This is a genomic window from Pseudomonas sp. AFG_SD02_1510_Pfu_092 (assembly GCF_003331055.1).
Taxonomy (GTDB): Bacteria; Pseudomonadota; Gammaproteobacteria; order Pseudomonadales; family Pseudomonadaceae; genus Aquipseudomonas.
This window is the reverse complement of the sequence record NZ_PUQD01000019.1, coordinates 1-25,983: the sequence shown is the minus strand read 5'-3', so window position 1 is coordinate 25,983 and position 25,983 is coordinate 1. Positions and strand designations below refer to the sequence as shown.

21 protein-coding genes are annotated in these 25,983 nt (G+C 64.6%); 14 read left to right on the top strand and 7 right to left on the bottom strand.

The window, feature by feature from the left end; genetic code table 11:
• The first annotated feature begins 207 nt into the window (after positions 1-207).
• On the top strand, positions 208-561 hold the full coding sequence (locus tag C6A77_RS10915; protein WP_114169490.1) for a YkgJ family cysteine cluster protein: 354 nt from the start codon (positions 208-210) through the stop codon (positions 559-561).
• Between the two features lie 2 nt (positions 562-563).
• Here the strand turns inward: C6A77_RS10915 and dadR are convergent, their stop codons facing one another.
• Positions 564-1,052, bottom strand: a complete 489-nt coding sequence (gene dadR, locus C6A77_RS10910; RefSeq protein ID WP_003258963.1) for a transcriptional regulator DadR — start codon at positions 1,050-1,052, stop codon at positions 564-566.
• 156 nt (positions 1,053-1,208) lie between these two features.
• Here dadR and dadA point away from each other — a divergent pair, with 156 nt between their 5' ends.
• The 5 genes from dadA (at position 1,209) to C6A77_RS10885 (ending at position 7,026) form a co-directional block, all read left to right on the top strand.
• Entirely contained in the window at positions 1,209-2,513 is a 1,305-nt protein-coding gene (gene dadA / locus C6A77_RS10905; RefSeq protein ID WP_114169489.1) for a D-amino acid dehydrogenase, read from the top strand.
• A gap of 142 nt (positions 2,514-2,655) precedes the next feature.
• On the top strand, positions 2,656-3,729 hold the full coding sequence (alr, locus tag C6A77_RS10900; RefSeq protein WP_114169488.1) for an alanine racemase: 1,074 nt from the start codon (positions 2,656-2,658) through the stop codon (positions 3,727-3,729).
• 109 nt (positions 3,730-3,838) lie between these two features.
• Complete coding sequence (locus C6A77_RS10895) at positions 3,839-4,387, top strand: cupin domain-containing protein (protein WP_114169487.1); 549 nt, start codon at positions 3,839-3,841, stop codon at positions 4,385-4,387.
• Between the two features lie 154 nt (positions 4,388-4,541).
• A complete protein-coding gene (locus tag C6A77_RS10890) occupies positions 4,542-4,946 on the top strand; it encodes a c-type cytochrome (RefSeq protein ID WP_038408395.1) in 405 nt (134 codons plus the stop codon).
• Positions 4,947-5,166: 220 nt separating this feature from the next.
• The gene (locus tag C6A77_RS10885; RefSeq protein WP_114169486.1) at positions 5,167-7,026 is read left to right on the top strand and encodes an acetyl-CoA hydrolase/transferase C-terminal domain-containing protein; all 1,860 of its coding nucleotides are present in this window, start codon (positions 5,167-5,169) and stop codon (positions 7,024-7,026) included.
• A 109-nt stretch (positions 7,027-7,135) separates the two neighbouring features.
• On the opposite strand, the gene C6A77_RS10875 is transcribed toward C6A77_RS10885, so the two are convergent.
• Complete coding sequence (locus C6A77_RS10875) at positions 7,136-7,708, bottom strand: xanthine phosphoribosyltransferase (RefSeq protein ID WP_009683322.1); 573 nt, start codon at positions 7,706-7,708, stop codon at positions 7,136-7,138.
• A 65-nt stretch (positions 7,709-7,773) separates the two neighbouring features.
• Positions 7,774-9,783, bottom strand: coding sequence for a DNA helicase Rep (gene rep, locus C6A77_RS10870; protein WP_114169485.1), 2,010 nt, complete (start codon positions 9,781-9,783; stop codon positions 7,774-7,776).
• 253 nt (positions 9,784-10,036) lie between these two features.
• Here rep and C6A77_RS10865 point away from each other — a divergent pair, with 253 nt between their 5' ends.
• Entirely contained in the window at positions 10,037-11,701 is a 1,665-nt protein-coding gene (locus C6A77_RS10865; RefSeq protein ID WP_114169484.1) for a bifunctional diguanylate cyclase/phosphodiesterase, read from the top strand.
• A 123-nt stretch (positions 11,702-11,824) separates the two neighbouring features.
• Here C6A77_RS10865 and C6A77_RS10860 read toward each other — a convergent pair whose 3' ends face one another.
• On the bottom strand, positions 11,825-13,213 hold the full coding sequence (locus C6A77_RS10860) for a NorM family multidrug efflux MATE transporter (RefSeq protein WP_114169483.1): 1,389 nt from the start codon (positions 13,211-13,213) through the stop codon (positions 11,825-11,827).
• A 157-nt stretch (positions 13,214-13,370) separates the two neighbouring features.
• On the opposite strand from C6A77_RS10860, the gene C6A77_RS10855 reads away from it, so the two are divergent.
• Positions 13,371-14,297, top strand: coding sequence for a LysR substrate-binding domain-containing protein (locus tag C6A77_RS10855; RefSeq protein WP_114169482.1), 927 nt, complete (start codon positions 13,371-13,373; stop codon positions 14,295-14,297).
• A 236-nt stretch (positions 14,298-14,533) separates the two neighbouring features.
• Positions 14,534-16,441 (top strand): methyl-accepting chemotaxis protein, encoded by a 1,908-nt coding sequence (locus C6A77_RS10850; RefSeq protein WP_114169481.1) that lies wholly within the window; start codon positions 14,534-14,536, stop codon positions 16,439-16,441.
• A gap of 120 nt (positions 16,442-16,561) precedes the next feature.
• Here C6A77_RS10850 and C6A77_RS10845 read toward each other — a convergent pair whose 3' ends face one another.
• Both C6A77_RS10845 and C6A77_RS10840 read right to left on the bottom strand, forming a co-directional pair.
• Entirely contained in the window at positions 16,562-17,956 is a 1,395-nt protein-coding gene (locus tag C6A77_RS10845; RefSeq protein WP_114169480.1) for a VOC family protein, read from the bottom strand.
• Positions 17,957-18,146: 190 nt separating this feature from the next.
• On the bottom strand, positions 18,147-19,037 hold the full coding sequence (locus tag C6A77_RS10840) for a LysR family transcriptional regulator (RefSeq protein ID WP_114169479.1): 891 nt from the start codon (positions 19,035-19,037) through the stop codon (positions 18,147-18,149).
• A 136-nt stretch (positions 19,038-19,173) separates the two neighbouring features.
• Between C6A77_RS10840 and C6A77_RS10835 the strand changes: the two genes are divergently transcribed.
• Both C6A77_RS10835 and C6A77_RS10830 read left to right on the top strand, forming a co-directional pair.
• A complete protein-coding gene (locus tag C6A77_RS10835) occupies positions 19,174-20,664 on the top strand; it encodes an aldehyde dehydrogenase family protein (protein WP_114169478.1) in 1,491 nt (496 codons plus the stop codon).
• Between the two features lie 97 nt (positions 20,665-20,761).
• A complete protein-coding gene (locus tag C6A77_RS10830; RefSeq protein ID WP_114169477.1) occupies positions 20,762-22,048 on the top strand; it encodes an FAD-binding oxidoreductase in 1,287 nt (428 codons plus the stop codon).
• Positions 22,049-22,194: 146 nt separating this feature from the next.
• On the opposite strand, the gene C6A77_RS10825 is transcribed toward C6A77_RS10830, so the two are convergent.
• Positions 22,195-23,622 carry a mechanosensitive ion channel family protein gene (locus C6A77_RS10825; RefSeq protein ID WP_114169476.1) on the bottom strand — a complete coding sequence of 476 codons (1,428 nt, stop codon included), beginning with the start codon at positions 23,620-23,622 and terminating at the stop codon, positions 22,195-22,197.
• A gap of 319 nt (positions 23,623-23,941) precedes the next feature.
• On the opposite strand from C6A77_RS10825, the gene ycaC reads away from it, so the two are divergent.
• From ycaC to C6A77_RS10810, 3 genes are all read left to right on the top strand, one after another.
• Positions 23,942-24,571: an isochorismate family cysteine hydrolase YcaC gene (ycaC, locus tag C6A77_RS10820; protein WP_114169475.1), complete on the top strand. Its 630-nt coding sequence runs from the start codon at positions 23,942-23,944 to the stop codon at positions 24,569-24,571.
• Between the two features lie 117 nt (positions 24,572-24,688).
• On the top strand, positions 24,689-24,997 hold the full coding sequence (locus tag C6A77_RS10815) for a hypothetical protein (RefSeq protein ID WP_114169474.1): 309 nt from the start codon (positions 24,689-24,691) through the stop codon (positions 24,995-24,997).
• Positions 24,998-25,036: 39 nt separating this feature from the next.
• Positions 25,037-25,855, top strand: coding sequence for an alpha/beta hydrolase (locus C6A77_RS10810; RefSeq protein ID WP_114169473.1), 819 nt, complete (start codon positions 25,037-25,039; stop codon positions 25,853-25,855).
• Positions 25,856-25,983: the final 128 nt, after the last annotated feature.

Here is a 25,983-nt window from a genome sequence, read left to right as displayed (position 1 = left end):
GGGCTCGGTCCTGGGGCTGATGGGCTAGGGGAGGAGGATAAGCCGGGGTAGGGTGGTGGGCAACAAGGCGAGGGCTGTGCCCTCGTTCGCGGGTAAACCCGCTCCCACAGGGACCGCGCCACTGTTGACGCATCCACCCGCCTGTGGGAGCGGGTTTACCCGCGAATGGGCCTATAATCCATCCAAATCATTTGCTCTGTACCCGCCATGTCCTGCAACCGCCACAAAATCCACTTCCTGCGCGAACTCATCCCTTCGTTCGAATGCGAGCCTGGCTGCCACGACTGCTGCGGCCCGGTCACCACCTCGGCGGAAGAAATGGCGCGCCTGCCGCGCAAGTCCCAGGCCGAGCAGGACGCTGCCCTGGAGCGCCTGGATTGCGTGCACCTGGGCCCCGACGGCTGCACCGTGTATGAAGAGCGCCCGATGATCTGCCGGCTGTTCGGCACCACCCCGCGCCTGGCCTGCCCGCGTGGGCGCGGCCCTGAACCGATGATCGACCCGGCCGCCGAGCAGCTGGTTCACCAGTTCATCGCCACCACCCGCCAGGTGCTGGTCTAGGCTCAGTCCGGGATCGGCAGGCAGAGGCTTTCCTTCACCTCTTCCATGACGATGTAGCTCTTCGATTCGCGTACGTGCGGCAGCTTCAGCAGGATGTCGCCGAGCAACTTGCGGTACGAAGCCATCTCGGAAATGCGCGCCTTCACCAGGTAGTCGAAGTCGCCCGACACCAGGTGGCACTCCAGCACATGCGGCAGCTTCAACACCGCCCGGCGGAACTCCTCGAAGGTGTCGCCCGACTTGTAGTCCAGGCTGATTTCCACGAACACCAGCAGGCTGCCCTTGAGGTGCTGCGGGTTAAGCCGGGCGTTGTAACCCATGATGATGCCCTCGCGCTCCAGGCGGCGCACCCGCTCGGTGCAAGGGGTAGTGGACAGCCCGACTTTCTCGCCCAGTTCGGTGAAGGAAATCCGCCCGTCGTTCTGCAGGATGCGCAGGATGTTACGGTCGATCTTGTCCAGTTCACGCTTGCTCTGGTGCTGGGTTCTCATAGGGGATGCCCCTCCGTGAAAGGCGATTTTGCCGAGAATTCTCGCCAATAATAGGCTTTTATATAGTGAATTGCACTGCCCTCAAATTCCTATACTGCGCGCATTCATGCCATTTCAATAAAAGTCTGCGGCGTGCCGCGTGCGAGGAATAAAACGATGCGAGTTCTGGTACTTGGTAGCGGTGTAATCGGAACCGCCAGTGCCTACTACCTGGCCCGGCAAGGTTTCGAAGTGACGGTGGTCGATCGCCAGCCGGCGGTGGCCATGGAAACCAGTTTTGCCAACGCAGGCCAGATCTCGCCCGGCTATGCCTCGCCCTGGGCCGCCCCGGGCGTGCCGCTGAAGGCCGTCAAATGGCTGCTGGAGCGCCATGCCCCGCTTGCCATCAAGCTCACCGGCGATGTCGACCAGTACCTGTGGATGGCCCAGATGCTGCGCAACTGCACCGCTAACCGCTACGCGGTGAACAAGGAGCGCATGGTGCGCCTGTCCGAGTACAGCCGTGACTGCCTCGACGAGCTGCGCGCCGAAACCGGCATCGCTTACGAAAACCGCAGCCTGGGCACCACCCAGCTGTTCCGTACCCAGGCCCAGGTTGACGCAGCAGCCAAGGACATTGCCGTGCTCGAACAGTCCGGGGTGCCTTACGAACTGCTCGACCGCGACGGCATTGCCCGCGTCGAACCGGCCCTGGCCGGGGTGAAAGACATCCTCGCCGGCGCCCTGCGCCTGCCTAACGACCAGACTGGCGACTGCCAGCTGTTTACCACCAAGCTGGCCGACATGGCCGTGAAGCTGGGCGTGGAGTTCCGCTTCGGCCAGGACATCCAGCGCCTGGACTTCGCCGGCGACCGCATCAATGGGGTGTGGATCGACGGCAAGCTGGAAACCGCCGACCGCTACGTGCTGGCGCTGGGCAGCTACTCGCCGCAGATGCTCAAGCCGTTGGGCATCAAGGCCCCGGTGTACCCGCTGAAGGGCTACTCGCTGAGCGTGCCGATCACCAACGCCGACATGGCCCCGACCTCGACCATTCTCGACGAGACCTACAAGGTCGCGATCACCCGCTTCGACAACCGCATTCGTGTCGGTGGCATGGCTGAAATCGCCGGTTTTGACCTGTCGCTGAACCCGCGCCGGCGCGAAACGCTGGAGATGATCGTCAACGACCTTTATCCTCGCGGCGGTGACCTGAGCCAGGCCAGCTTCTGGACCGGCCTGCGCCCGGCAACCCCGGACGGTACGCCTATTGTGGGTGCCACGGCGTTCCGCAACCTGTTCCTGAACACCGGTCACGGCACACTGGGCTGGACCATGGCGTGCGGCTCCGGTCGCCTGCTGGCCGACCTGATTGCGCGCAAGAAGCCGCAGATCAGTGCCGAAGGCCTGGACATCTCCCGCTATGGCCACAGCCCGGAAGTGGCCAAGCACGGGCAGGCTGCGCCGGCTCACCAGCAGTAATAGCCTGTACCGGCCTCATCGCCGGCAAGCCAGCTCCCACAGGATCTCTACAGTCTTCAGGCCCTGTGAAATCCTGTGGGAGCTGGCTTGCCGGCGATGAATCCAGCACCGATTTCAACCCGAACAACATAAGGCAGCCGCCATGCGTCCCGCCCGCGCCCTGATCGACCTCCAGGCCCTGCGCCACAACTACCGTCTGGCCCGTGAACTGACCGGTGCCAAAGCCCTCGCCGTGATCAAGGCCGACGGCTACGGCCATGGCGCCGTGCGTTGCGCCCTGGCCCTGGAAGCGGAAGCCGACGGTTTTGCCGTGGCCTGCATCGAAGAAGCGCTGGAACTGCGCGCCGCCGGTATCAAGGGCCCGCTGCTGCTGCTCGAAGGTTTCTTCGAAGCCAGCGAGCTGGCGCTGATTGCCGAGCACGACCTGTGGTGCGTGGTGCACTCGCTGTGGCAGCTGGAAGCGATCGAGCAGACCCAGTTGCACAAGCCGCTCAACGTCTGGCTCAAGCTCGACAGCGGCATGCATCGCGTCGGCCTGCACCCCAAGGACTACCGCGAGGCCTACCAGCGTCTGCTGGCCAGCGGCAAGGTTGCGCGCATCGTGTTGATGAGCCACTTCGCCCGCGCCGACGAGCTGGATGCCGACGCCACTGCCCAGCAGATCGCGGTGTTCGAGGCGGCCCGCCAGGGCCTGGCCGCCGAGTGCAGCCTGCGCAACTCGCCTGGCGTGCTGGGCTGGCCGCAGGCGCCCAGCGACTGGGTACGCCCAGGCCTGATGCTGTACGGCGCCACACCGTTCGAAGTGGCCCAGGCCGAGGCCGAGCGCCTGCAGCCGGTGATGACCCTGCAATCGCGGGTGATCAGCGTGCGCGAGCTGCCTGCCGGGGAACCGGTGGGCTACGGCGCCAAGTTCCTCAGCCCACGGCCAACCCGCGTGGGCGTGGTTGCCATGGGCTACGCCGACGGCTACCCGCGCCAGGCACCCAATGGCACCCCGGTGCTGGTCGCCGGCAAGCGCAGCCAACTGATCGGCCGGGTGTCGATGGACATGCTCAACATCGACCTGACCGACATTCCCGAAGCCACCGTCGGCAGCCCCGTGGAACTGTGGGGCAAGCACGTGCTGGCCAGCGAAGTGGCGGCGCATGCGGGCACCATTCCCTACCAGATCTTCTGCAACCTGAAGCGGGTGCCGCGGGACTACATCGGCGAATGACACGCTGAAGCGGACAGCTTGAAGGGCGGTGTGTTGTAAATACTGAACGGCATTGCCATGATATCGTTCACATCCACCCGCCTTTTCACCGTTTCAGGAGGCTCCAGCTTTGGACGTCGGCGAACGACTGCAAGCCATCCGCAAGCTCAAGGGCCTGTCCCAGCGCGAACTCGCCAAGCGTGCCGGCGTGACCAACAGCACCATCTCGATGATCGAGAAGAACAGCGTGAGCCCGTCGATCAGCTCGCTGCGCAAGGTGCTGAGCGGCATTCCCATGTCCATGGTCGAGTTCTTTTCGGTCGAACTGGCACCTGAAAGCCCCACCCAGATCGTCTACAAGGCCCATGAGCTGATCGATATCTCCGACGGTGCAGTGACCATGAAGCTGGTCGGCAAGTCGCACCCCAACCGCGCCATCGCCTTTCTCACCGAGGTGTACCCACCGGGCGCCGATACCGGGGCCGAAATGCTCACCCATGACGGCGAAGAAACCGGGATCCTGCTCGAAGGACGACTGGAACTGGTGGTCGGCAACGAGATCTTCATCCTCGAGGAAGGCGACAGCTACTACTTCGAAAGCACTCGCCCGCACCGTTTTCGCAACCCGTTCGACCGGCCGGCACGGCTGATCAGTGCAGCGACGCCTTCAAACTTTTGATCCAGCGCAGTGCATTGATTCGGCAATACCCCTTTCCTGTGTGGGGTCGTTTCACGCTCTGCGGGTTCCCGCTATACTTTTCAACGCTCGCCGATCCGTGGCCGCGAGCGTGATTAGCCACCATGAGGGTGTTCGCGTGAACCAAATCAAGAAGATGCTGGCCGTACCAGCAGCCGTATTCGCCCTCTGGGCAATGAGCGCAACCGCTGCGACCAATGACGACATCGCCAAACGCCTGGAGCCGGTTGGCCAGGTGTGCGTCCAGGGCCAGGAATGCAAAGGCATGGAAGTCGCTGCAGCAGCAGGTGGCGGTGGGGCCAAGACGCCAGATGAAATCATCGCCAAGCACTGCAATGCCTGCCATGGCAGCGGCCTGCTCGGCGCACCGAAGATCGGCGATACCGCAGCGTGGAAAGAACGCGCCGACCATCAGGGCGGCCTGGATGGCATCCTGGCCAAGGCCATTACCGGCATCAACGCCATGCCGCCGAAAGGCACTTGCGCGGACTGCTCGGATGACGACCTGAAAGGGGCGATCAAGAAGATGTCCGGGCTGTGAGAAACAGCTGAATTGCATGAGGCCCGCCTATTCTGGCGGGCTTTGTTTTTTTGGTGGGCCCTTTCGTGGCTAAAGCCGCTCCCACAACGACCTCGCAGTCCTTGAGCCTTGCGCTGTAGCTGTGGGAGCGGCTTTAGCCGCGAAAGGGCCGGTACAGGCAACCAACCCAACAAAGCCCCTGTCCAACCCCCTGAACCCATGGATGTCTCAGGAGGCCCCGATGCACCTCTGCTCCATCGACCAGGCGGTCGAGCAAGCCCTGGCACGCCTGCCAGCCCACATCCACATGGGCCTGCCGCTGGGCCTGGGCAAACCCAACGCCTTCGTCAATGCCCTTTATGCCCGGGTACGCGAGCTGCCCGAACGCCGGCTGACCATCTATACCGCGTTGTCCCTCGGCCGCCCGCCACTCGGTGATGGCCTGCAGCGGCGCTTTCTCGAACCCTTCGTCGAGCGCGTGTTCGCCGATTACGAAGAGCTCACCTACCTCGCCGACCTGCGCAACGACAGCCTGCCAGCCAACATCCGCGTCGAGCAGTTCTTCATGCAGCCCGGCAGCCTGCTGCACAGTGAAGCGGCCCAGCAGGACTACGTCAGCAGCAACTACAGCCACGCCGCCCGTGACATCAACGCCAAGGGCCTGAACCTGATCGCGCAACTGGTGGCCGCCAGCCCCGAGCGGCCCGTGCACCTGAGCCTGGCCTGCAACCCCGATATCACCCTCGATCTGCTGCCAATGATCGCCAAGCGCCGCGCCAATGGTGAAACCATCCTCATGCTGGGCCAGGTGCATGCCGAGTTGCCCTACATGCCGGGCGACGCCGAACTGCCCATGGATAGCTTCGACCTGCTGCTCGATGAAGCCGAGCAACGCCGCCTGTTCTCCACGCCGAACATGCCGGTCACCCTTCAGGACCATTGCATCGGCCTGTACGCCAGCAGCCTGGTACGCGACGGCGGCACCCTGCAGATCGGCATTGGCGCCATGGGTGATGCGGTCGCTGCCGCACTGCTGGCGCGCCAGGGCGACAACGCCGGCTATCGTGCCGTGCTCGACGCCCTGGATGCTCAAGCATGGCAAGGGCTGATCGAACGTGAAGGGGGCCTGGCCCCCTTTGCCCAAGGCCTCTACGGTTGCAGCGAGATGTTCGTCAACGGCCTGCTGGTGCTGGCCGAAGCGGGCCTGCTGCGGCGCCCCGTGGATGAGCAGGGCACCCTGTTACATGGTGGCTTCTTCCTTGGCCCGCAGGCGTTTTACCAGCGCCTGCGCGACATGACGTTGGAGCAGCGCGCACGCTTTGCCATGACCCGCATCAGCTTCATCAACGAGCTGTACGGGCAGGAGGAGCTCAAGCGCAGCCAGCGCCGCGATGCCCGTTTCATCAACACCGCGTTCGGCATGACCCTGCTTGGCGCCGGGGTGGCTGACCAGCTGGAAGATGGCCGGGTACTCAGCGGCGTGGGTGGGCAGTACAACTTCGTCGCCCAGGGCCATGCCCTGGAAGGCGGGCGTTCGATCCTGCTATTGCGCAGCTGGCGCGAGGCGGGTGGGGAGGTGACCTCGAACCTGTTCTGGACCTATGGTCACTGCACCATACCCCGGCACCTGCGCGATATCGTGGTGACCGAATACGGCATTGCCGATTTGCGCGGGCAGACCGACAGCGAGGTGATTGCGCGGTTGCTGGCGGTGTGTGATTCGCGGTTCCAGCCGGAGCTGATCGAGCAGGCGAAAGAGGCCGGCAAACTGCCTCGGGGGTTTCAGCTGGACGCGCGCTTTGCCGACAACACGCCCCAGCGCCTGGAGGCGATCAGGGCGCGGCATGCGCGGTTGTTCCCGGAGTATCCGCTGGGCACGGACTTCACCGCTGAGGAGCGCGATCTGTTGCGGGCGCTGAACTGGTTGAAGAGCAAGTTCAAGCTGAGCGAGATGCTGGAGCTGGGCAAAGCCGCGCTGGATGCGCCAGGGCCGCAGGGGTATGAGCAGCATCTGCTGCGGATGGGTCTGGATCAGCCGCAGGGGCTGAAGGAAGAGCTGTACCAGCGGCTGTTGCTGGCGGGGTTGGCGGCAGCCGAATGACTCCAGGGTACATTGGCCCCTGTGGGAGCGGGTTCACCCGCGAATGCGATAGGGAATGTGCCATCGCATTCGCGGGTAAACCCGCTCCCACAGGGATCGCGTAGCGGCCTTACTCGATAAAGGTCACCACACCACCTTCCAGCGACTTCACCCGGGCCAGCGACTCAACGCGATAACCCTGGCTGTCCAGCTCGGCACGGCCGCCCTGGAACGACTTCTCGATCACGATACCCAGGCCAGCCACGGTGGCGCCGGCCTGCTTGATGATCGAGATCAGCGCTTGCGACGCCTTGCCGTTGGCCAGGAAGTCGTCGATCACCAGCACGCGGTCGCTGCTGTTGAGGTGGCGCGGCGAGATGGCCACGGTGTTCTCGGTCTGCTTGGTGAAGGAGTACACCGAGGCGGTCAGCAGGTTCTCGGTCAGGGTCAGCGACTGATGCTTGCGGGCGAAGATCACCGGCACGCCCAGCTTCAGGCCGGTCATTACCGCCGGGGCGATGCCCGAAGCCTCGATGGTGACGATCTTGGTCACGCCCGCGTCGGCGAACAGACGGGCGAACTCGTCACCGATCAGCTGCATCAGCGCAGGGTCGATCTGGTGGTTGAGAAACGCATCGACTTTGAGAACCTGATCGGAAAGCACGATGCCTTCTTCGCGAATCTTCTGATGCAGTGCTTCCACTGTGGTATTCCTCGATGTAACAAAGGTGGCCGCTGCAAGCGGCAAGAATAAAGAGTAATGGTTGATCAGCGTTTGAGCATCGCCCGGATATCGGCCAGGGCGTTGTTGCCGCGTGCGGCCTTGACCTCGACCGGCGCGTCGTCCAGGCCTTCCCAGGCCAGGTCTTCCGGCGGCAGTTCGTCGAGGAACCGGCTCGGCGTGCAGTCGATGATTTCCCCGTACTGTTTGCGCTTGGCGGCGAAGGTGAAGGCCAGGGTCTGGCGCGCACGGGTGATGCCCACGTAGGCCAGGCGGCGTTCCTCTTCGATGGTGTCGGCCTCGATGCTGGAACGGTGCGGGAGGATTTCCTCTTCCATGCCCATGATGAACACGTAAGGGAACTCCAGGCCCTTGGAGGCATGCAGGGTCATCATCTGCACCCCTTCGGCGTTTTCTTCCTCTTCCTGCTGGCGCTCGAGCATGTCGCGCAGCACCAGCTTGCCGATGGCGTCCTCGATGGTCATGTCACCCTCTTCGTCCTTTTCGAGGGTGTTCTTCAGCGCTTCGACCAGGAACCAGACGTTGCTGATGCGGAACTCCGCAGCCTTGTCGCTGGCGGTCTGCTGGCGGATCCAGTTCTCGTAGTCGATGTCGCGAATCATCTCGTGCAGCGCGGCAATCGGGTCTTCCAGCGCAACCTTGTGGCGCACCCCGTCCAGCCAGTGCTTGAAGCGCTGCAAACGCTCGGTGTAGCGCGCGTCCAGGTGTTCGCCCAGGCCCAGCTCCTCGCTGGCGGCGTACATCGAAATGCCGCGCTCGGTGGCATAGTTGCCGAGCTTTTCCAGGGTGGTGGAGCCGATTTCACGGCGCGGTACGTTGATCACCCGCAGGTAGGCGTTGTCATCGTCCGGGTTCACCAGCAGGCGCAGGTAGGCCATCAGGTCCTTGACCTCCTGGCGGCCGAAGAAGCTGTTGCCGCCCGACAGGCGATACGGCACCTGGTGGTGCTGCAGCTTCAGTTCGATCAGCTTGGCCTGGTAGTTGCCGCGGTAGAGGATGGCGAAGTCGCTGTACGGGCGGTTGGTGCGCAGGTGCAGGGTGAGGATTTCCATGGCCACGCGTTCGGCCTCGGCTTCCTCGTTCTTGCAGCGGATCACGCGGATCTCGTCGCCCACGCCCATCTCGCTCCACAGCTGCTTTTCGAAGGCGTGCGGGTTGTTGGCGATCAGTACGTTGGCGCAGCGCAGGATGCGGCTGGTGGAGCGGTAGTTCTGCTCCAGCATCACCACTTTCAGGGAGGGGTAATCCTCCTTGAGCAGCATCAGGTTTTCCGGCCGGGCACCCCGCCAGGCGTAGATCGACTGGTCGTCATCGCCCACCACGGTGAACTGGTTGCGCATGCCGATCAGCATTTTCACCAGCAGGTACTGGCTGGCGTTGGTGTCCTGGTATTCGTCCACCAGCAGGTAGCGCACGCGGTTCTGCCAGCGCTCCAGCACATCGGGGTGTTCCTGGAACAGCTTGACCGGCAGCAGGATCAGGTCGTCGAAGTCCACCGCGTTGAACGCCTTGAGCGTGCGCTGGTAGTGGGTGTAGACGATGGCGGCGGTCTGCTCGCGCGGGTTGCGCGCCTTTTCCAGGGCCTCGGCGGGCAGGATCAGGTCGTTTTTCCAGGCACCGATCATGTTCTTGATCTCGTCGATGCCGTCGTCGCCGGAGTATTCCTTCTGCATGATGTCCGACAGCAAGGCCTTGATGTCGGACTCGTCGAAGATCGAGAACCCCGGCTTGTAGCCCAGGCGCTCGTGCTCCTTGCGGATGATGTTCAGGCCCAGGTTGTGGAAGGTGCACACCGTCAGGCCACGGCCTTCCCCCGGACGCAGCAGGGTGGCGACCCGCTCCTTCATCTCGCGCGCGGCTTTGTTGGTGAAGGTCATCGCCACGATGTACTGGGCACGAATGCCGCAGTTCTGGATGAGGTGGGCAATCTTGCGCGTGATCACGCTGGTCTTGCCCGAGCCTGCACCGGCGAGCACCAAAAGAGGGCCGCCGACATAGTCACGGGCTTCCTGCTGCCGGGGATTGAGTCGGGACATGCTAGAAACCGGGGGTCGCCAGAAAATAGCCGCGCATTCTAACAGGCATGGGGCCGTTGTGGCGCGACCGTCTGACGTCTGAGTCAAATATGTAAACGGATTTGCCGGCCGGCGCAGTTTCGCGCAGGATGCACGACAAAATACGTCGGGATGCTACGCCCGTAGAACCTGCATCAACGTGAAAAGCGTTTTCATCGAATGCAGTAGCATGCCTGGCAGTCCCCGTTGCACCGTGAAGCCCTAAGGAGCCCGCTTGTCCACGCCTGTCGAACCATTGCGTTTGCTGCTGTTGGCCGATGAGCCGGAATGGGCCGCGCTGCTGAACGCCTGCATGCCTGCCCTGGCGGGCAGCGCCGTGCTGCTGACGGCACCCAGCTGGGAGGCGGTCGACAGCCTGTTCAGCCACGACCGCCAGGCTATCGTGCTGGCAACCTCGGCCCTGCAACCGGCGCCGGGGCGCTGCGAGCTGCCGACCATTCTGCTGCTCGAACACGAGCCCGGGGTGGCGCCCAGCGCGGTCAGCGACTGGCTGGTGCGTGACCAGCTCAATGCCGACACCCTGCGCCGTTCGCTGCGCCATGTGCGCGAGCGCGGCGTGCTGGTGGCTACCTTGCAGCGCCTGGCCGAGCAGGACCCACTGACCGGCATCGCCAACCGCCAGGGCTTCCAGGCCTTGCTGACCGCCAGCCTGGCCGAGAATGACGGCCGCGGCCTTGCCCTCGGCCACCTGGACCTGGACAACTTCCGCCACGTCAACGACGCCCTCGGCCACCAGAGCGGCGACCGCCTGATCCTGCAGGTGGTGGCGCGTCTGAAGCAGCAACTGGAGGCCGGCGACCAGCTGGCGCGGCTGGGCAGCGACGAGTTCGCCCTGCTGATCGACACCCGGCGCGACGCCAACCGTGCCGAGTGGATTGCCGAGCGCATCGTCGAGGCACTGGCCGAGCCGTACTGGATCGACGGCGAAAGCCTGCTGCTGGGCTGCAGCCTGGGCCTGGCCCATGCCCGGGCCCAGAGTGGCGCCGACCCGCTGATGTGGCACGCGCATATCGCCATGCGCCAGGCCAAGGGTAGCCAGGGCTGCACCTTCCATGTCTTCAACGAGCGCATCAACCGCAATGCCCGCAGCCTGGCCGACCTGGAAAGCGAATTGCGCCGCGCCTTGCGGCGTGACGAGCTGGAGCTGCATTACCAGCCGCGGCTGAACCTGGCCGACGGGCGCATCGTCGGCCTCGAGGCGCTGGTGCGCTGGCGGCATGCCGAGCGCGGGCTGTTGCCGCCCAGCGAGTTCGTGCCACTGGCCGAGCAGAGCGGCCTGATCGTGCCGCTGGGCTACTGGGTGATCTCCCGCGCCCTGCGCGACATGCAGGTGTTGGGCGAGCGCGGGCTGGCGCCGCTGCACATGGCGGTCAACCTGAGCTTCCGCCAGTTCCAGGACAGCCAGCTGCTGGCGACTTTGAGCCGCCTGATTCTCGAGCATGGCGTGGATGCCCGCTGGCTGGAGTTCGAACTGACCGAAACGGCGGTGATGCGGCGCAACGAGCTGGTGCGCCAGACCATGGACGCGCTGGGCCGCCTGGGTGTGCGCTTCTCCCTTGATGACTTCGGCACCGGGTTTTCTTCGTTCGTGCACCTCAACAGCCTGCCGATCACCCTGCTCAAGGTAGACCGCAGCTTCGTCGCCGAAATGGAAATGCGCGAAGAGAACCGCAAGCTGGTGCACGCCATGATCAACCTGGCGCACAACCTCAACCTCGAGGTGGTGGCCGAAGGGGTGGAGAGCGAAGAACAGCTGGCATTGTTGCGCGGGTTTGGCTGTGACCAGGTGCAAGGGTTCCTGGTCAGCAAACCGTTGCCGGTGGGGGAGTTGATGGAGTTCTTGCTGGATTACAGTAAGCCGAAGCTGGTTAGCCTGTGACATCGCAGGGGAGGGCTTCGCCCTCCTTTCGCGACACAAGGCCGCTCCCACATTGATCGGCGAACGCAGGCCCATGTGGGAGCGGCCTTGCGTCGCGAAAGGGCTGCAAAGCAGCCCCGGCAATCACACAGACACTGCCGACCCGTCAGCCAGACCGGCCTTGCCCAAAAGCCGCTTCATCCGCCATTCAAAGCCAAAGGTCAGCGCCACTGCCGCGCACGCCAGCCCCAGCGCCAACCCCCACCACACCCCTAGCGCGCCCCCGCCCAGGGTAAAGGTGAACAGCCAGGCACTCGGCGCACCCACCAGCCAGTAGCACGCCAGCCCGATCAGGAAGGTGGTCTTGGCATCCTTCAGGCCACGGATCGAGCCCATCGCGATCGTCTGCATGCCATCGAACAGCTCGAACCACGCCGCCACCATCAGCAGCTGCACCGCCAGTTGGTAGATCGCCGTGAACGCCGGGTCATCACGGTCGATGAACAGCCCCACCAGCGCCTCGGGCAGCAGCCAGAACAGCGCGGCGAAGGCGAACATGATCGTCGCCCCGAAGCCGATGCCCACCCGCCCGGCGCTGCGCGCAGCCAGCAGGTTGCCGGCGCCGTAGTAAAGCCCCACGCGCATGGTTACGGCATACGACAACCCGGTCGGCACCATGAACGCTGTCGAAACGATCTGCAGGGCAATCTGGTGCGCCGCCAGCTCGGTACTGCCCAGCACGCCCATGCACAGCGCGGCGAAGGCGAACAGGCCGACTTCCACCATGTAGGTACCGCCAATCGGCAGCCCCAGCCGCCACAGCTCGCGCAAGGCCGGCAGTGACGGGCGCGACAGGCCCTTGCGCAGTGGGTAGGCGGCGTAGGCCGAGTGCCAGCGGATGTACAGCGCCAGGGCGATGGCCATGCCCATCGACACCACCGCCGTGACCAGGCCGATACCCATCAGGCCCAGCCTGGGCAGGCCGAACATGCCTTCGATCAGCGCCACGTTGAACAGGTAGTTGAGCACCGTGCCGACCAGGCTGATGACCATCACCGGGGTGGAGCGGCCCAGCGCGCTGGTGAAGCCGCGCAAGGCCATGAAGGTCAGGTAGCCGGGCAGGGCCAGTGGCAACAGGGTGAGAAACTCGGCGGCAGAGGCAACGTTCTCGGGTTTCTGGCCGAACAGCAACAGCACCGGCTCGAGGTTCCACAGCACCAGCCCGGCGAACAGCGCCAGGCCCCAGGCCAGCCACAGGCCGCTCTGCGCCAGGCGTGTGGCGCCCTCGATGTCGTTGGCGCCCTTGCGGATCGCCACCAAGGTACCCACCGCAGCGATCACGCCCAGGCAGAAGATCGACACGAACGAGTAGCTCGCCGCGCCCAGGCCGCCACCGGCCAGGGCCTGCGGGCTGATGCGGGCCATCATCAGGGTGTCGGTCAGCACCATCAGCATGTGCGCCAACTGCGAGGCGATAAGCGGCCCGGCCAGGCGCAGCAAAGCCTTGAGTTCTGTGGTGGGCGCGACATGCATGGGGCGGTCCTTCTTCCTGGGGTTAAGCAACGAAGGCCGATTCTGAGGCTTTGGTCAACTTTGCACAAAAGGATAAAAGCGATCATTGGCATGAGTCTTACTCATGTATGTATGCTTTCCAGTGATTCGCCCCATAGCCCGGTATTGCAGGTGCCATATGTCCCGTCATCTTCCTCCGCTGTATGCCCTGCGTGCATTCGAAGCGGCCGCGCGGCTGAGTTCCTTCACCCGTGCGGGCGAAGAGCTTTCGATTACCCAGAGTGCGGTCAGCCGGCACATCCGCACGCTGGAGGAGCATTTTGCCTGCCGCCTGTTCCTGCGCAGTGGTCGCAGCCTGCAACTGACCGAAGCGGCGCGGGTGTTGCTGCCCGGTGTGCGCGAAGGCTTTGCGGCGCTGGAGCGGGCCTGCGATACGCTGCGCGGCGAAGACGACATCCTGCGCATGAAGGCGCCCTCGACCCTGACCATGCGCTGGTTGCTGGCGCGCCTGAGCCGCTTTCGCCACTTGCAGCCTGGCAACGAAGTGCAGCTGACCAGCGCCTGGATGGACGTTGACCATGTGGACTTCAACCTGGAGCCGTTCGATTGCGCGGTGTTGCTCAGCGACGGCGTGTTCCCGGCGGACTGGGAGGTACGCAGGCTGTTCCCGGAGCTGCTGATCCCGGTCGGTGCGCCGGACCTGCTCGACAAGGAACCCTGGGACGTCTGCCGACTGGCGAGCATCGAACTGCTGCACCCCACGGTAGACAAGCGCGACTGGCGCGAATGGCTGGAGCGCATGGGCCTGAGCGACAAGGTATCGCTCAAGGGCGGCCAGGTATTCGATACCCTGGAGCTGGGCATGATCGCCGCCGCGCGTGGCTACGGGATATCGATGGGCGACTTGCTGATGGTGGCCGAAGATGTGGCGCAGAAGCGCCTGAGCCTGCCTTGGCCCACGGCCGTGCCCAGCGGTATGGATTACTACCTGGTGTGGCCGCGCACCCGGCGCGGCGGCGAGCGCCTGCGGCGTCTGAGCGCATTTCTCGAGCAGGAAGTAGCCGCGATGGATTTACCCGCTGTAGAAGTCCTGTCACGTCCCTGACTGCTGCGACGCGGCCCCTGTGGGAGCGGGCAAGCCCGCGAAAAGGGCATCACAGGAAAGTGCCGTGACAGGAAAGCGCAAAGGTTTGCGAATATCCCTGCCCGACGCTCAAGTATTCGCCAGCGACGCCGATTCACTGGCACCAGCGTCCCGGAAGAGGGCGCGCTTCCCGTCGATAACAAGCGGGTGGTCAGCGTGATCAGGATGATCCCGGCCTCTTGCCAGGAGCTTGCCCCATGTCTCAACCGCGTGCCCGTATTGCCTCACAGCTCGGTGTCGCCCTTGCCATCGTGCTGGCGCTGGTGATTTCCGGCAGTACCCTGTTTGCCCTGCGTTCGCTGGACGACGCCAACCTCGCCACCCGCCAGGCCCACCTGGCCAGCGAAGCGCGCCTGCTGGCCGACCAGCTCGACACCTTCCACGGTTCGCTCAAGGACAACACCCAGCGCCTGAGCGGCCTGTTCGAGCGGCGCTTTGCCTCGGGCCTGGCGCTGCATGCGGGCGAGACCGTGCAGGTCGCCGGCCAGGCAACGCCTGCCCTTTACCAGGGCGACCACCTGCTGAACAACGATTTCCAGCAAGTGGACGAATTCCAGCAGATGACGGCCGGCATCGCCACGCTGTTCGTGCGCAGCGGCGACGACTTCGTGCGCATCAGCACCAACCTGAAGAAGCAGGACGGCAGCCGCGCCATCGGTACCCAGCTCGATCGCCAGCACCCGGCCTACCTGAAACTGCTGGCCGGGCAGATGTACATCGGCCGTGCCGTGCTGTTCGAGCGCAACTACATGACCCGCTATGTGCCGGTGAGCGACAGCGCAGGGCGGGTGATCGCCGTGTTGTTCGTCGGCTTCGACTACACCGAGGCGCAGAACGCCCAGTTCGCCAACCTCAAGCGCTTTCGCATCGGCCAGACCGGTTCGCTGGCGCTGCAGGACGAGAAAGGCCAGTGGCTGGTACCGCCGGCCAATGCCGAGCAGCAGCTGTACAGCGCCACCGCGCCGTTTGCCGAGGGCCCGTGGACAGTGGTCGCGAGCATGCCGATGGCCGAAATCCGCGAGGTGACCTGGAGCGTCGGCCTGCGCCTGGCGATCGGCAGCCTGCTGGCGATGCTGCTGGCGGTGGCTGCCACGTTGTGGCTGCTGCGCCGCAAGCTGCGCCCGCTGGATGACCTGGTGCGCCAGGCCGAAGCGCTGGGGGCGGGCGACCTGAGCGCCCGCCTGGCGGTGACCAGCCATGATGAAATCGGGCAGCTGGCGCGCAGCTTCAACAAGATGGGCGAGGCGCTGTCGACCATGGTCGAACACATCCGCAGCGCCTCCGAGCAGGTCAGTAACCGCGCCCGCTCGCTGTCCGGGCTATCGGCCGGCGCTTGCGAAGGCATGGACCAGCAATCCGGCGAAATCACCAGCATGGCCGGCGCAGTCGAGGAGTTCAGCGCTACCTCGATGAACATCGCCGACAACATGTCCGGTACCGAACGCATGGCCCGCGACAACGCCCAGCAGACGCGCATCGGCCGCAGCGCCATGGACGAGGCTTCGCGCTCGCTGAAACAGATCGCCGAGGCCCTCGGCGGCACGGCCACGGTGATGGATAGCCTGGGCGCACGTTCGCAGGAAATCGGCGGCATCATCAGCGTGATTACCGCAATTGCCGAACAGACCAACCTGCTGGCATTGAACGCCGCCATCGAAGCGGCCCGTGCCGGTGAGCAGGGCCGTGGCTTTGCCGTGGTGGCGGATGAAGTGCGTGGCCTGGCAGCGCGGACGCGCCAGGCCACGGATGAAATCTCCGGCATGATCACCAGCATCCAGCAGCAGACCGGGCATGCCATCTCGACTCTGGAGCAGGGCAACCAACTGATGCAGGAAGGCCTGGAGCGCAACGACAAGGTGGCGCAGGCGCTGGCGCGTATCGACGAGCAGAGCCGCGCCGCCGGCGAACAGTTTGCCGTGATCAGTACCGCGACCCAGGAGCAGAGCAGCACCGCGACGGTGCTCAGCCGCAACCTGCAGAGCATCGCCCAGGCCAACGGCGAGCAACGCGAGGTGGCCAACGAACTGGCCTTTACCGCGCGGGAGCTGGAAGGGTTGGCGGCGCAGCTGCGCCAGGAAGTGGACCGTTTTCGGGTTGGCCGCTAAGCGCTGACATTGTTGTGCCGGTCAGGGCCTTTTCGCGGGCTTGCCCGCTCCCACAGGACTGAATTGTGGGAGCGGGCGAGCCCGCGAAGAGGCCATGAAAGACCCAATACCGTCCGAGCCTTACAGCGAGCCCAGGTTCAACGCCTGCGCACACGTCTGCAGCGAGCGCTGTTCGCTCTGCGCATATAGCGCCAGTTCGTCTTGCACCTTCAGCCCCAGCGCCGCTTCGAACGCTTCGCGGTTGGCGTTGCTGCCGTACTCCGCCTGCGCATCGTCACCCAGGTTGGACTGGAATATTCCCGCCGCACTGACCGGCAGGAAGTCTTCGTACACCAGCGCCTCGAAGTGCACATGGCCAGCCTCGATCAAGCCTTGCAGGGTGGTCGGGCGGCCAGCCTGGTCGCGCGCGGCCAGGCCTTTCTCAGTGGCGAAGTAGCGGAAGTAGGCCAGCCCCTGTTCACGCATCTGCCCCAGGTCATCCGGGAATTCTGCAAAGGTCGCCGTCAACAGCGCCATGTAGCGCTCGGCGTTGGCTTCGGCCGGTGCGCCCCCCAGGGCCGCGCGGGTGGCGTCGAGCAGCTTGTCATACAGCTGGCGGCCTTTCGGCGTCAGCGCCGCGCCACGTTGCTCGATTTCGCCGAAGCGTGCGGTGTGGCTGCCTTCGCTGCCCTGCTGGTCGCTGAACGCAACTTTTTCCTGCAGCGCCTTGAAGCTGGTCTGGCGCAGCAGGATCGGGTGACGGCGGGTGGGCGGGCCTTCGACCACGGCCTTCGGCGGAATACCCTTGGCCGGCATGCCCAGCTGGATCGCATCGATATCCAGGGTGCGCGGGGTCAGGTGATTGATATGCGGGCCCTTGAAGGCCACCACATCGGCGATCAGGCGGTGCTGGTCGTGCAGCTGCTGGTACTGCTCGGCGGTGACGGTAGCGTCATGGTGCCAGCGGAAGGTGTGCAGCGCTTCCTGGACGAAGGCCTCGGCATCCGCGGCGTTCAGGCCGCCATCGCGCTCGCGTTGGGCAATCAGTTCGAGCGCCCGGGCGGTGAAGATCTGGCGCTTGGCCAGGATGCTGTGTGCCAGCTCGCGCAGCTGCGGGTTGTCGATCAGTTCCAGGCGTAGCAGCGAGGTGAACACGCGGAACGGGCTGATGTGCAGCGACTGCTCATGGACCGCGCGAAAAGCGGTGGAATGCACCGGCACGCCGGCCGAGCTGAGGTCGTAATAGCCGACCGGCTGCATGCCCATGACCGCGAACAGGCGGGCGATGGTCGCCAGTTCTGCGGCGCTGCCGACGCGGATGGCGCCGTGGCGCTCCTGGTCCAGGCGCTCGATTTCGCCGGTCCAGCGCAGGGCCGCGGCGACCTCGGGCTGGCGGGCCATGACCTGCTGGTTGACTTCGCTCACCAGCTCCAGCAGCGTGCCGTACAGGGGCACTTCCTGTTTGTACATGAGCGACATGGCGGCAGAGAACTGCGCGCGGATGCTGTCGGGGCTGACGAAATCTTGGGCGGGCATCGCTAGCTTCCTGGTTGGGTTCGGACGCTTACATGAAAGCTGGGAATGCACTTGCCTCACAAGCGAAAAAAAGTGGGTGTGTCATTCCTTTTTTGATCGACCTTCATGGCCCTTTCGCGGGCACGCCCGCCCCCACATGGGCTGTGCCCGGGCTGAACCTGTGGGAGCGGGCGCGCCCGCGAAGAGGCCCTCAAGCCAATAACTGCTCGCGAATCCATTCCACCAGCGCCCGCACCTTCGGCACCTCCGCCGCATGCTCGGCATACGCCAGGTAATGCGCCCCGGCACTGCGCATCGCATGGTTCCACGGCACCACCAGGCTACCCTCGGCCAATTCCTTCGCCGCCAGGTAACGCGGCACCAGCGCTACCCCGCACCCGGCCTGCGCCGCGCTCAAGGCCATATAGAAGGTATCGAAGCGCGGCCCGTGGTAGGCGCTGACGCTCTGCAGGTCCTGCTCCAGAAACCACTCATGCCAGGCCTCCGGCCGTGATGTGCTCTGCAACAGCACCAGCTCGGCCAGCTCCTCGGCAGCGCCCAGCGCCCGCCCGGCGAGCAGCTCCGGCGCGCACACCGGCACCACCTCTTCACCGAACAGTTCCACGCAGGTGGCCCCCGGCCAGGTGCCCTGGCCATAGAAGAACACCACATCCGCCGAGCCTTGCAGCAGGGCGAACGGCTCCATCTCGTTGCGGATATCCAGGTGGATATTGTTGTGCCGCTTGCCAAAACCCTTGAGGTGCGGGATCAACCAGCGCACGCCAAAGCTCGGTTGGGTGGCTACCTTCAATATTTCGGTCTGCTCGCCATAAGTGAGCACGTAGCGGCTGGACATGTCCACCTGGGTGAGAATCTTGTTGACCTCGGCCAGGTACAGGCTGCCCGCCGGGGTCAGTTGCAGACGACGGCGGATGCGCAGGAACAGGTGGTGGCGCAGCATGTCCTCCAGCTGCGCTACCTGCTTGCTGACCGCGCTCTGGGTCAGGTGCAGCTCCTCGGCGGCACGGGTAAAGCTCAAATGGCGGGCTGCAGCTTCGAAGCACTGCAGGGCGGTCATGGACGGCACCAGGCGTTTGGACATAGCGGTCTCTGCGGTTCAAATCATTACCTGACGGAATGATATGCGGAATAAAGGTCGTTTGTTGCACCGGTGTGATCGGATTAATACTGATCCACATCATTTTTCCACCCCATCACCCGATGTAGGAGAAGCACAAATGGTTGCTGGATTGCTCGAGCGCCTTGGCGTTGCCGCCGCGGCTTACACCCAGGGCGACTACCCTGTTCACACGCCGATCGACGGCAGCCAGATCGCCTCGGTGAAACTGCTCGGCAAGGCCGAGACCATCGCCCGCATCGATCAGGCGCAGCGCGCCTTCGAAGCCTGGCGCAGCGTGCCGGCCCCGCGCCGTGGCGAGCTGGTGCGCCTGTTCGGCGAAGTGCTGCGCGAACACAAGGCCGACCTCGGCGAGCTGGTCTCGATCGAAGCCGGCAAGATCACCCAGGAAGGCCTGGGTGAAGTGCAGGAAATGATCGACATCTGCGATTTCGCCGTTGGCCTGTCGCGCCAGCTGTATGGCCTGACCATCGCCTCCGAGCGCCCTGGCCACCACATGCGCGAAACCTGGCACCCGCTGGGTGTGGTCGGCGTGATCAGCGCCTTCAACTTCCCGGTCGCAGTCTGGGCCTGGAACACCGCGCTGGCGCTGGTCGCCGGCAACTCGGTGGTGTGGAAGCCGTCCGAGAAGACCCCACTGACGGCCCTGGCCTGCCAGGCGCTATTCGAAAAAGCCCTGAAAGCCTTCGGCGATGCCCCGGCTGGCCTGGCACAACTGGTGATCGGCGGCCGCGAAGCCGGCGAAGCCATGGTCGATGACCCGCGCGTACCGCTGGTCAGCGCCACCGGCAGCACCCGCATGGGCCGCGAAGTGGGCCCACGTGTGGCGGCCCGCTTCGGCCGCAGCATCCTCGAACTGGGCGGCAACAATGCCATGATCCTGGCACCGAGCGCCGACCTCGATCTGGCCGTGCGCGGTATTCTGTTCTCCGCTGTCGGCACCGCCGGCCAGCGTTGCACCACCCTACGCCGGCTGATCGTGCACCGCTCGATCAAGGACGAAGTGGTGGCCCGCGTCAAAGCCGCCTACGGCAAGGTGCGCATCGGCGACCCACGCAAGGACAACCTGGTCGGCCCGCTGATCGACAAGCAGTCGTTCGACGCCATGCAGGGCGCGCTGGCCAAGGCTCGCGACGAAGGTGGCCAGGTGTTCGGTGGTGAGCGTCAGCTGGCCGACCAGTACCCGAACGCCTACTACGTGTCGCCGGCCATTGCCGAAATGCCGGCGCAGAGCGAGGTGGTCCGCCACGAAACCTTCGCGCCGATCCTGTACGTGCTGGCCTACGACGACTTCGAAGAGGCCCTGCGCCTGAACAACGAAGTGCCACAAGGCCTGTCGTCGTGCATCTTCACCACCGACATTCGCGAAGCCGAGCGCTTCCAGAGCGCCTCGGGCAGCGACTGCGGCATCGCCAACGTCAACATCGGCACCAGCGGCGCCGAGATCGGCGGTGCGTTCGGCGGCGAGAAGGAGACTGGCGGCGGTCGTGAGTCCGGTTCGGACGCCTGGAAAGGCTACATGCGTCGCCAGACCAACACGGTGAACTACTCGCGTGAGCTGCCGCTGGCGCAGGGTATCGTGTTCGACTGATCGGTTGATGCTGCATGGCCGGGGGTTTTGCCCCCGGTTCACCCGCGAATGGGCTGCAAGGCAGCCCCAGACAAGAACAAATTGCTGGAGCCGGGCCATGTCCGAATTGCGTCAACAATGCTTGTGGGAATTCGTCAGCAAACCGACCGTCGCCGCCCAGGCCCTGGCCGGTGAGCACAAGGCCGATGTCTGCGTGATCGGTGGCGGTATCACCGGCCTGTCGGCGGCCATCCACCTGCTCGAACAGGGCAAGTCGGTGATTCTGCTGGAGGCCTGGAAGATCGGCCATGGTGGCTCCGGGCGCAACGTCGGCCTGGTCAACGCCGGCACCTGGATTCGCCCCGATGACGTCGAGGCCACGCTTGGCCTGCAGCAGGGCAGCCGGCTGAACCAGGTGCTTGGCGAAGCCCCGGCGCAGGTGTTCGCCATGATCGAACGCCTTGGCATCGACTGCCAGGCCCAGCACAAAGGCACGCTGCACATGGCGCACAACGCCACCGGCATCGCCGACCTCGAAGCGCGCCACGAACAATGGCGCCGCCGTGGTGCCGATGTGCAGCTGCTGACCGGCGCCCAGTGCCAGGAGTATTGCGGTACCGACAAGATTTCCGCCGCGCTGCTAGATCGCCGCGCCGGCACCATCAACCCGATGGGTTACACCCAAGGCCTGGCCGCTGCCGTGGCGCGCCTGGGCGGCAAGCTGTTCCAGCAGTCGTCAGTCGAGGGCCTGGAGCGTGACGGCGATGCCTGGCGAGTGAAGACCGCGCGCGGTTCGGTGCGTGCCGACAAGGTGGTGATTTCCACTGGCGCCTACACCGAAGGCGACTGGAGCAACCTGCAAAAGCAGTTCTTCCGGGGTTATTACTACCAGGTGGCGTCCAAGCCGCTGCAGGGTGCTGCTGCCGACAAGGTGCTGCCACATGGCCAGGGTTCGTGGGATACCCGTACCGTGCTCAGCAGCATCCGTCGTGACGACCAGGGCCGTTTGCTGCTCGGCAGCCTGGGCCGGGTCGACAACAAGCCGGCCTGGTTCGTGCGCAGCTGGGCGGACCGCATCCAGAGCCATTACTACCCTGAACTGGGCAAGGTCGAGTGGGAGATGCACTGGACCGGCTGCATCGACTTTACCCCCGACCACCTGATGCGCCTGTTCGAGCCGGCGCCGGGGCTGGTGGCGGTGACCGGCTACAACGGCCGCGGCAATACCACCGGAACCGTGATTGGCCGGGCGTTTGCCGAGTTTCTGCTGAAGGGGGAGGCGGGCAGCCTGCCGATCCCGTTCTCGCCGATGAAGGGCGTGAGTGCGCCGTCGCTGCGTACGGCGTTCTATGAGTCCGGGTTCTCGCTGTACCACGCGGGGCAGTGCTTGCGGGTTGTGTTGTAAGCACGTGCCCCTTCGCGGGTGAACCCGCTCCCATAAGTATTCACAGCTTTTGAAACCTGTGGGAGCGGGTGAACCCGCTCCCATAAGTATTCACAGCTTTTGAAACCTGTGGGAGCGGGTTTACCCGCGAAGGGGCCAGCCCAGGCTTACCTGTGCAACCAACTGAGGAAGCCGCCTTTCTTGATTGAAACCGGCTTCTGCAGCAACAACGATTCCCGGCTCTGCCGCCTGAACCGCTGCAACTTGCTCAGCGCCGTCTGCACCTCGCCACGCTGCTCCAGGCAGCTTTTCACCTGGTCCTTGTCGATCCGGTACAGCACGCAACTGGTCAGCGTGCGGAATTCGGCGAGCGAGTCGTCTTCATCGATGATCCCTTCGATCCCCAGCACCTCGCCCGGCCCCATGCGCCCGGCCTCGACCAGCCTGTCGCCATCGCGAATCGACGCCGAAACCACCCCGCTGCCGATCACCAGCAAGTGATCGGAATGTTCGCCCACCCCCAGAATCACCTGGTCCGCCAGGTATTCCACCGCCGTCATGCGCTGGCTCAAGGCATCGCGCTCCTCGCTGTTGAGCGAGCGGAACACCCGCACTTCGTCCAGCACCTCGCGCTGGCGGCTGCGCGGCGGCAGCGCCAGGTCGACGTTCCACATCACGCCGCTGGCTTCCAGGTGCCGGTGGGCCAGGTCGAACAGCTGGTTGCGCGCGTCACCCTTGGCGCCGGCATCGGCGACGAAACCGCTGACCTCGTACTCTACCGATTCCAGCGTCGAGGCCTTCACCGTGACCTTCGGCTTTGGCGTGGCGAGGATGGCGCTGACGCCTTGCAACGCCTTTTCCAGCGCATCGAATACCCGCTTGGGCCGCACCTTGGCCGGCACTACCACACTGATTGTCACCCCATGGACATCGGCAGGGCGGCTGTGGTTGAGCAACCGGGCCTTGGCCGCCACCGAGTTGGGGATCACCGCCAGGCTGCCGCTGCCAGTGAGCAGGCGGGTGGCACGCCAGTCGATTTCCAGCACCTTGCCTTCGGTGCCATCGATGGAGATCGAATCGCCGATCTGATACGGCCGCGTGGTGTTGAGGATGATGCCGCTGAACACATCGGCCAGTGTGCTCTGCAACGCCAGGCCGATGACGATGGCCATCACCCCCGATGTCGCCAGCAGGCCTTTCACCGGCAACTGCAACACGTAGCCCGCAGCAGCGACCACGGCAACCAGGAAGATCAGTGCCCCCAGCACATCCTGCAGCAGTCGCCCGCCATGGCTGCCACGGGCGACCAGCAGCAGGCCGAACACCACCGTCACCGTGCGCGCCCCGAACAACCACCAACCGATGGCCAACACCGTGGCCATCAGGTTGCGCGAGACATCGTCGGGCCAGGGTGGCGGTTGCAGCGGGCTCATGCCAGCTGCCATCAGCACTGCGCTGAACAGCAGGAACAACAGCAGCCGCGCGGCGATGCGCCAGGCCCGGTGCTGCAGGGGAATGAGCTGCCAGAGCACGAGGTCGAGCAGGATCAGGGCGATGCCGAGCAGCAGCGGGTAGGACTGGATGAACGCCAGCATGGAGGTCTCGGGGGTGAGGGGACGGCTGTGGGTAGTAATAGAGCAGGTTGGCCGGGCAGGCAATGGGGCTGTGCCGGCCTCTTCGCGGCTAAAGCCGTTCCCACAGGTACTGCGCACGATTCAAATGCAGCGCAATCCCTGTGGGAGCGGCTTTAGCCGCGAAGAGGCCGGTAAAGCCCACACAAAACCATCGTTCATAAAACAGAACGCTAGAGCCAAAAACCGCTATCTACCGCTGAAAAGGTGATGGTTTTAATCTTCTCCCATCAACGCGAAACACCCAACTTACTGAAAATCAGAACCCTTAGGAGCTACCCCCATGAACAACTTCAAATACAACCGCCTGAACAAAGACGACGCCGCCGTTCTGCTGGTCGACCACCAGGCTGGCTTGCTCTCGCTGGTCCGCGACATCGAGCCGGATGCGTTCAAGAACAACGTGCTGGCCCTGGCCGACCTGGCCAAGTTCTTCAACCTGCCGACGATCCTCACCACCAGCTTCGAACAAGGCCCGAACGGCCCGCTGGTACCGGAACTGAAAGCGCTGTTCCCGGACGCCCCGTACATCGCCCGCCCTGGCCAGATCAACGCCTGGGACAACGAAGACTTCGTCAAGGCAGTGAAGGCCACCGGCAAGAAACAGCTGATCATCGCCGGTGTAGTCACCGAAGTGTGCGTCGCCTTCCCGGCCCTGGCTGCGCTGGAAGAAGAGTTCGAAGTGTTCGTGGTCACCGATGCCTCCGGCACGTTCAACGCCATGACCCGCGACGCCGCGCATGACCGCATGAGCCGTGCCGGCGCCCAGCTGATGACCTGGTTCGGTGTGGCCTGCGAGCTGCACCGCGACTGGCGCAACGACATCGAAGGCCTGGCCGCGCTGTGCTCCAACCACATTCCGGACTACCGCAACCTGATGACCAGCTACAACGCCTTCAACGCCAACAAGTAAGCCCAGCCGCAGCGGGCGCCGCCAGTCGGTGCCTGCCAGGGGCAGCACACCTATCCAATCCAGCGCCCGTCCGCCGTTGCACAGTGGATGCTGGCAAGCTCATCCCAAGGAACGCCGATGAACACCGTACGCCAAGACAACCGCGAAGTCGTGACCGTTTGCCTGCAACACCAAGTGCTCGACAGCGCGCCGGGCACCTCGGCGGCGCAGCCACCGCGCTGGAAGCAGGCGCTGCTGACCTACCTGGTGATCTGCCCGATGACCATGGTCATTCCGCAATTGCTGGCGCCGCTGTTCGCGCGCTTCCCCCAGCTGGGCGGCGCCATCACCGGCAACCTGATCGTCAACGTTTTCGTCATCCTGCCCGTGGTGTTCTACATCATGCCTTGGGTAACCCGCCGCTGCGCCAGCTGGCTGCGCGGTTGAGCCACGCCTTCACTTCGACACTATCAAGGAGATACCGTTATGAGCACCTTCGTTACCCGCGATGGCACTTCGATCTATTTCAAGGACTGGGGCACTGGCAAGCCCGTGCTGTTCAGCCACGGCTGGCCGCTGGACGCCGACATGTGGGATTCGCAGATGGAGTTCCTGGCCAGCCGCGGCTACCGTGCCATCGCCTTCGACCGCCGCGGTTTCGGCCGTTCGAGCCAGCCGTGGAGCGGTTATGACTACGATACCTTCGCCGATGACATCGCCCAGCTGATCGAACACCTCAACCTGCGCGAGGTGACCCTGGTGGGCTTCTCGATGGGTGGCGGCGACGTCAGCCGCTACATCGCCCGTCACGGCAGCGAGCGGGTGGCCGGCCTGGTCCTGCTGGGTGCGGTAACGCCGGTGTTCGGCAAGCGTGACGACAACCCTGAAGGTGTCGACCTGTCGGTGTTCGAAGGCATCCGCGCCGGCCTGCGTGCCGACCGTGCGCAGTTCATCGCCGATTTCGCCACGCCGTTCTATGGCCTGAACCATGGCCAGCAGGTGTCGCAAGGGGTGCAGACGCAGACCTTGAACATCGCGCTGATGGCGTCGATCAAGGGCACCCTGGATTGCGTGACGGCGTTCGCCGAAACCGACTTCCGCCCGGACATGGCCAAGGTCGATGTGCCCACTTTGGTGATTCATGGCGATGACGACCAGATCGTGCCGTTCGAGACCACTGGCAAGCAGGCGGCGGAGCTGATTCGCGGGGCAGAGCTGAAGGTGTATGCCGGGGCGCCGCACGGGTTCGCGGTGACCCATGCGCAGCAGCTGAACGAGGATTTGCTGGCGTTCTTGAATCGTTGAGGAAGCCGGGGCCGCTTTGCGGCCCATCGCCCGGGGGCCCCCCCCCCCCCCCCCCCCCCCCCCCCGGGGGCGGGGGGGGGGGGGGTGGGGGGGGGGGGGGGGGGGGGGGGGGGGCCCCGCCGCACACA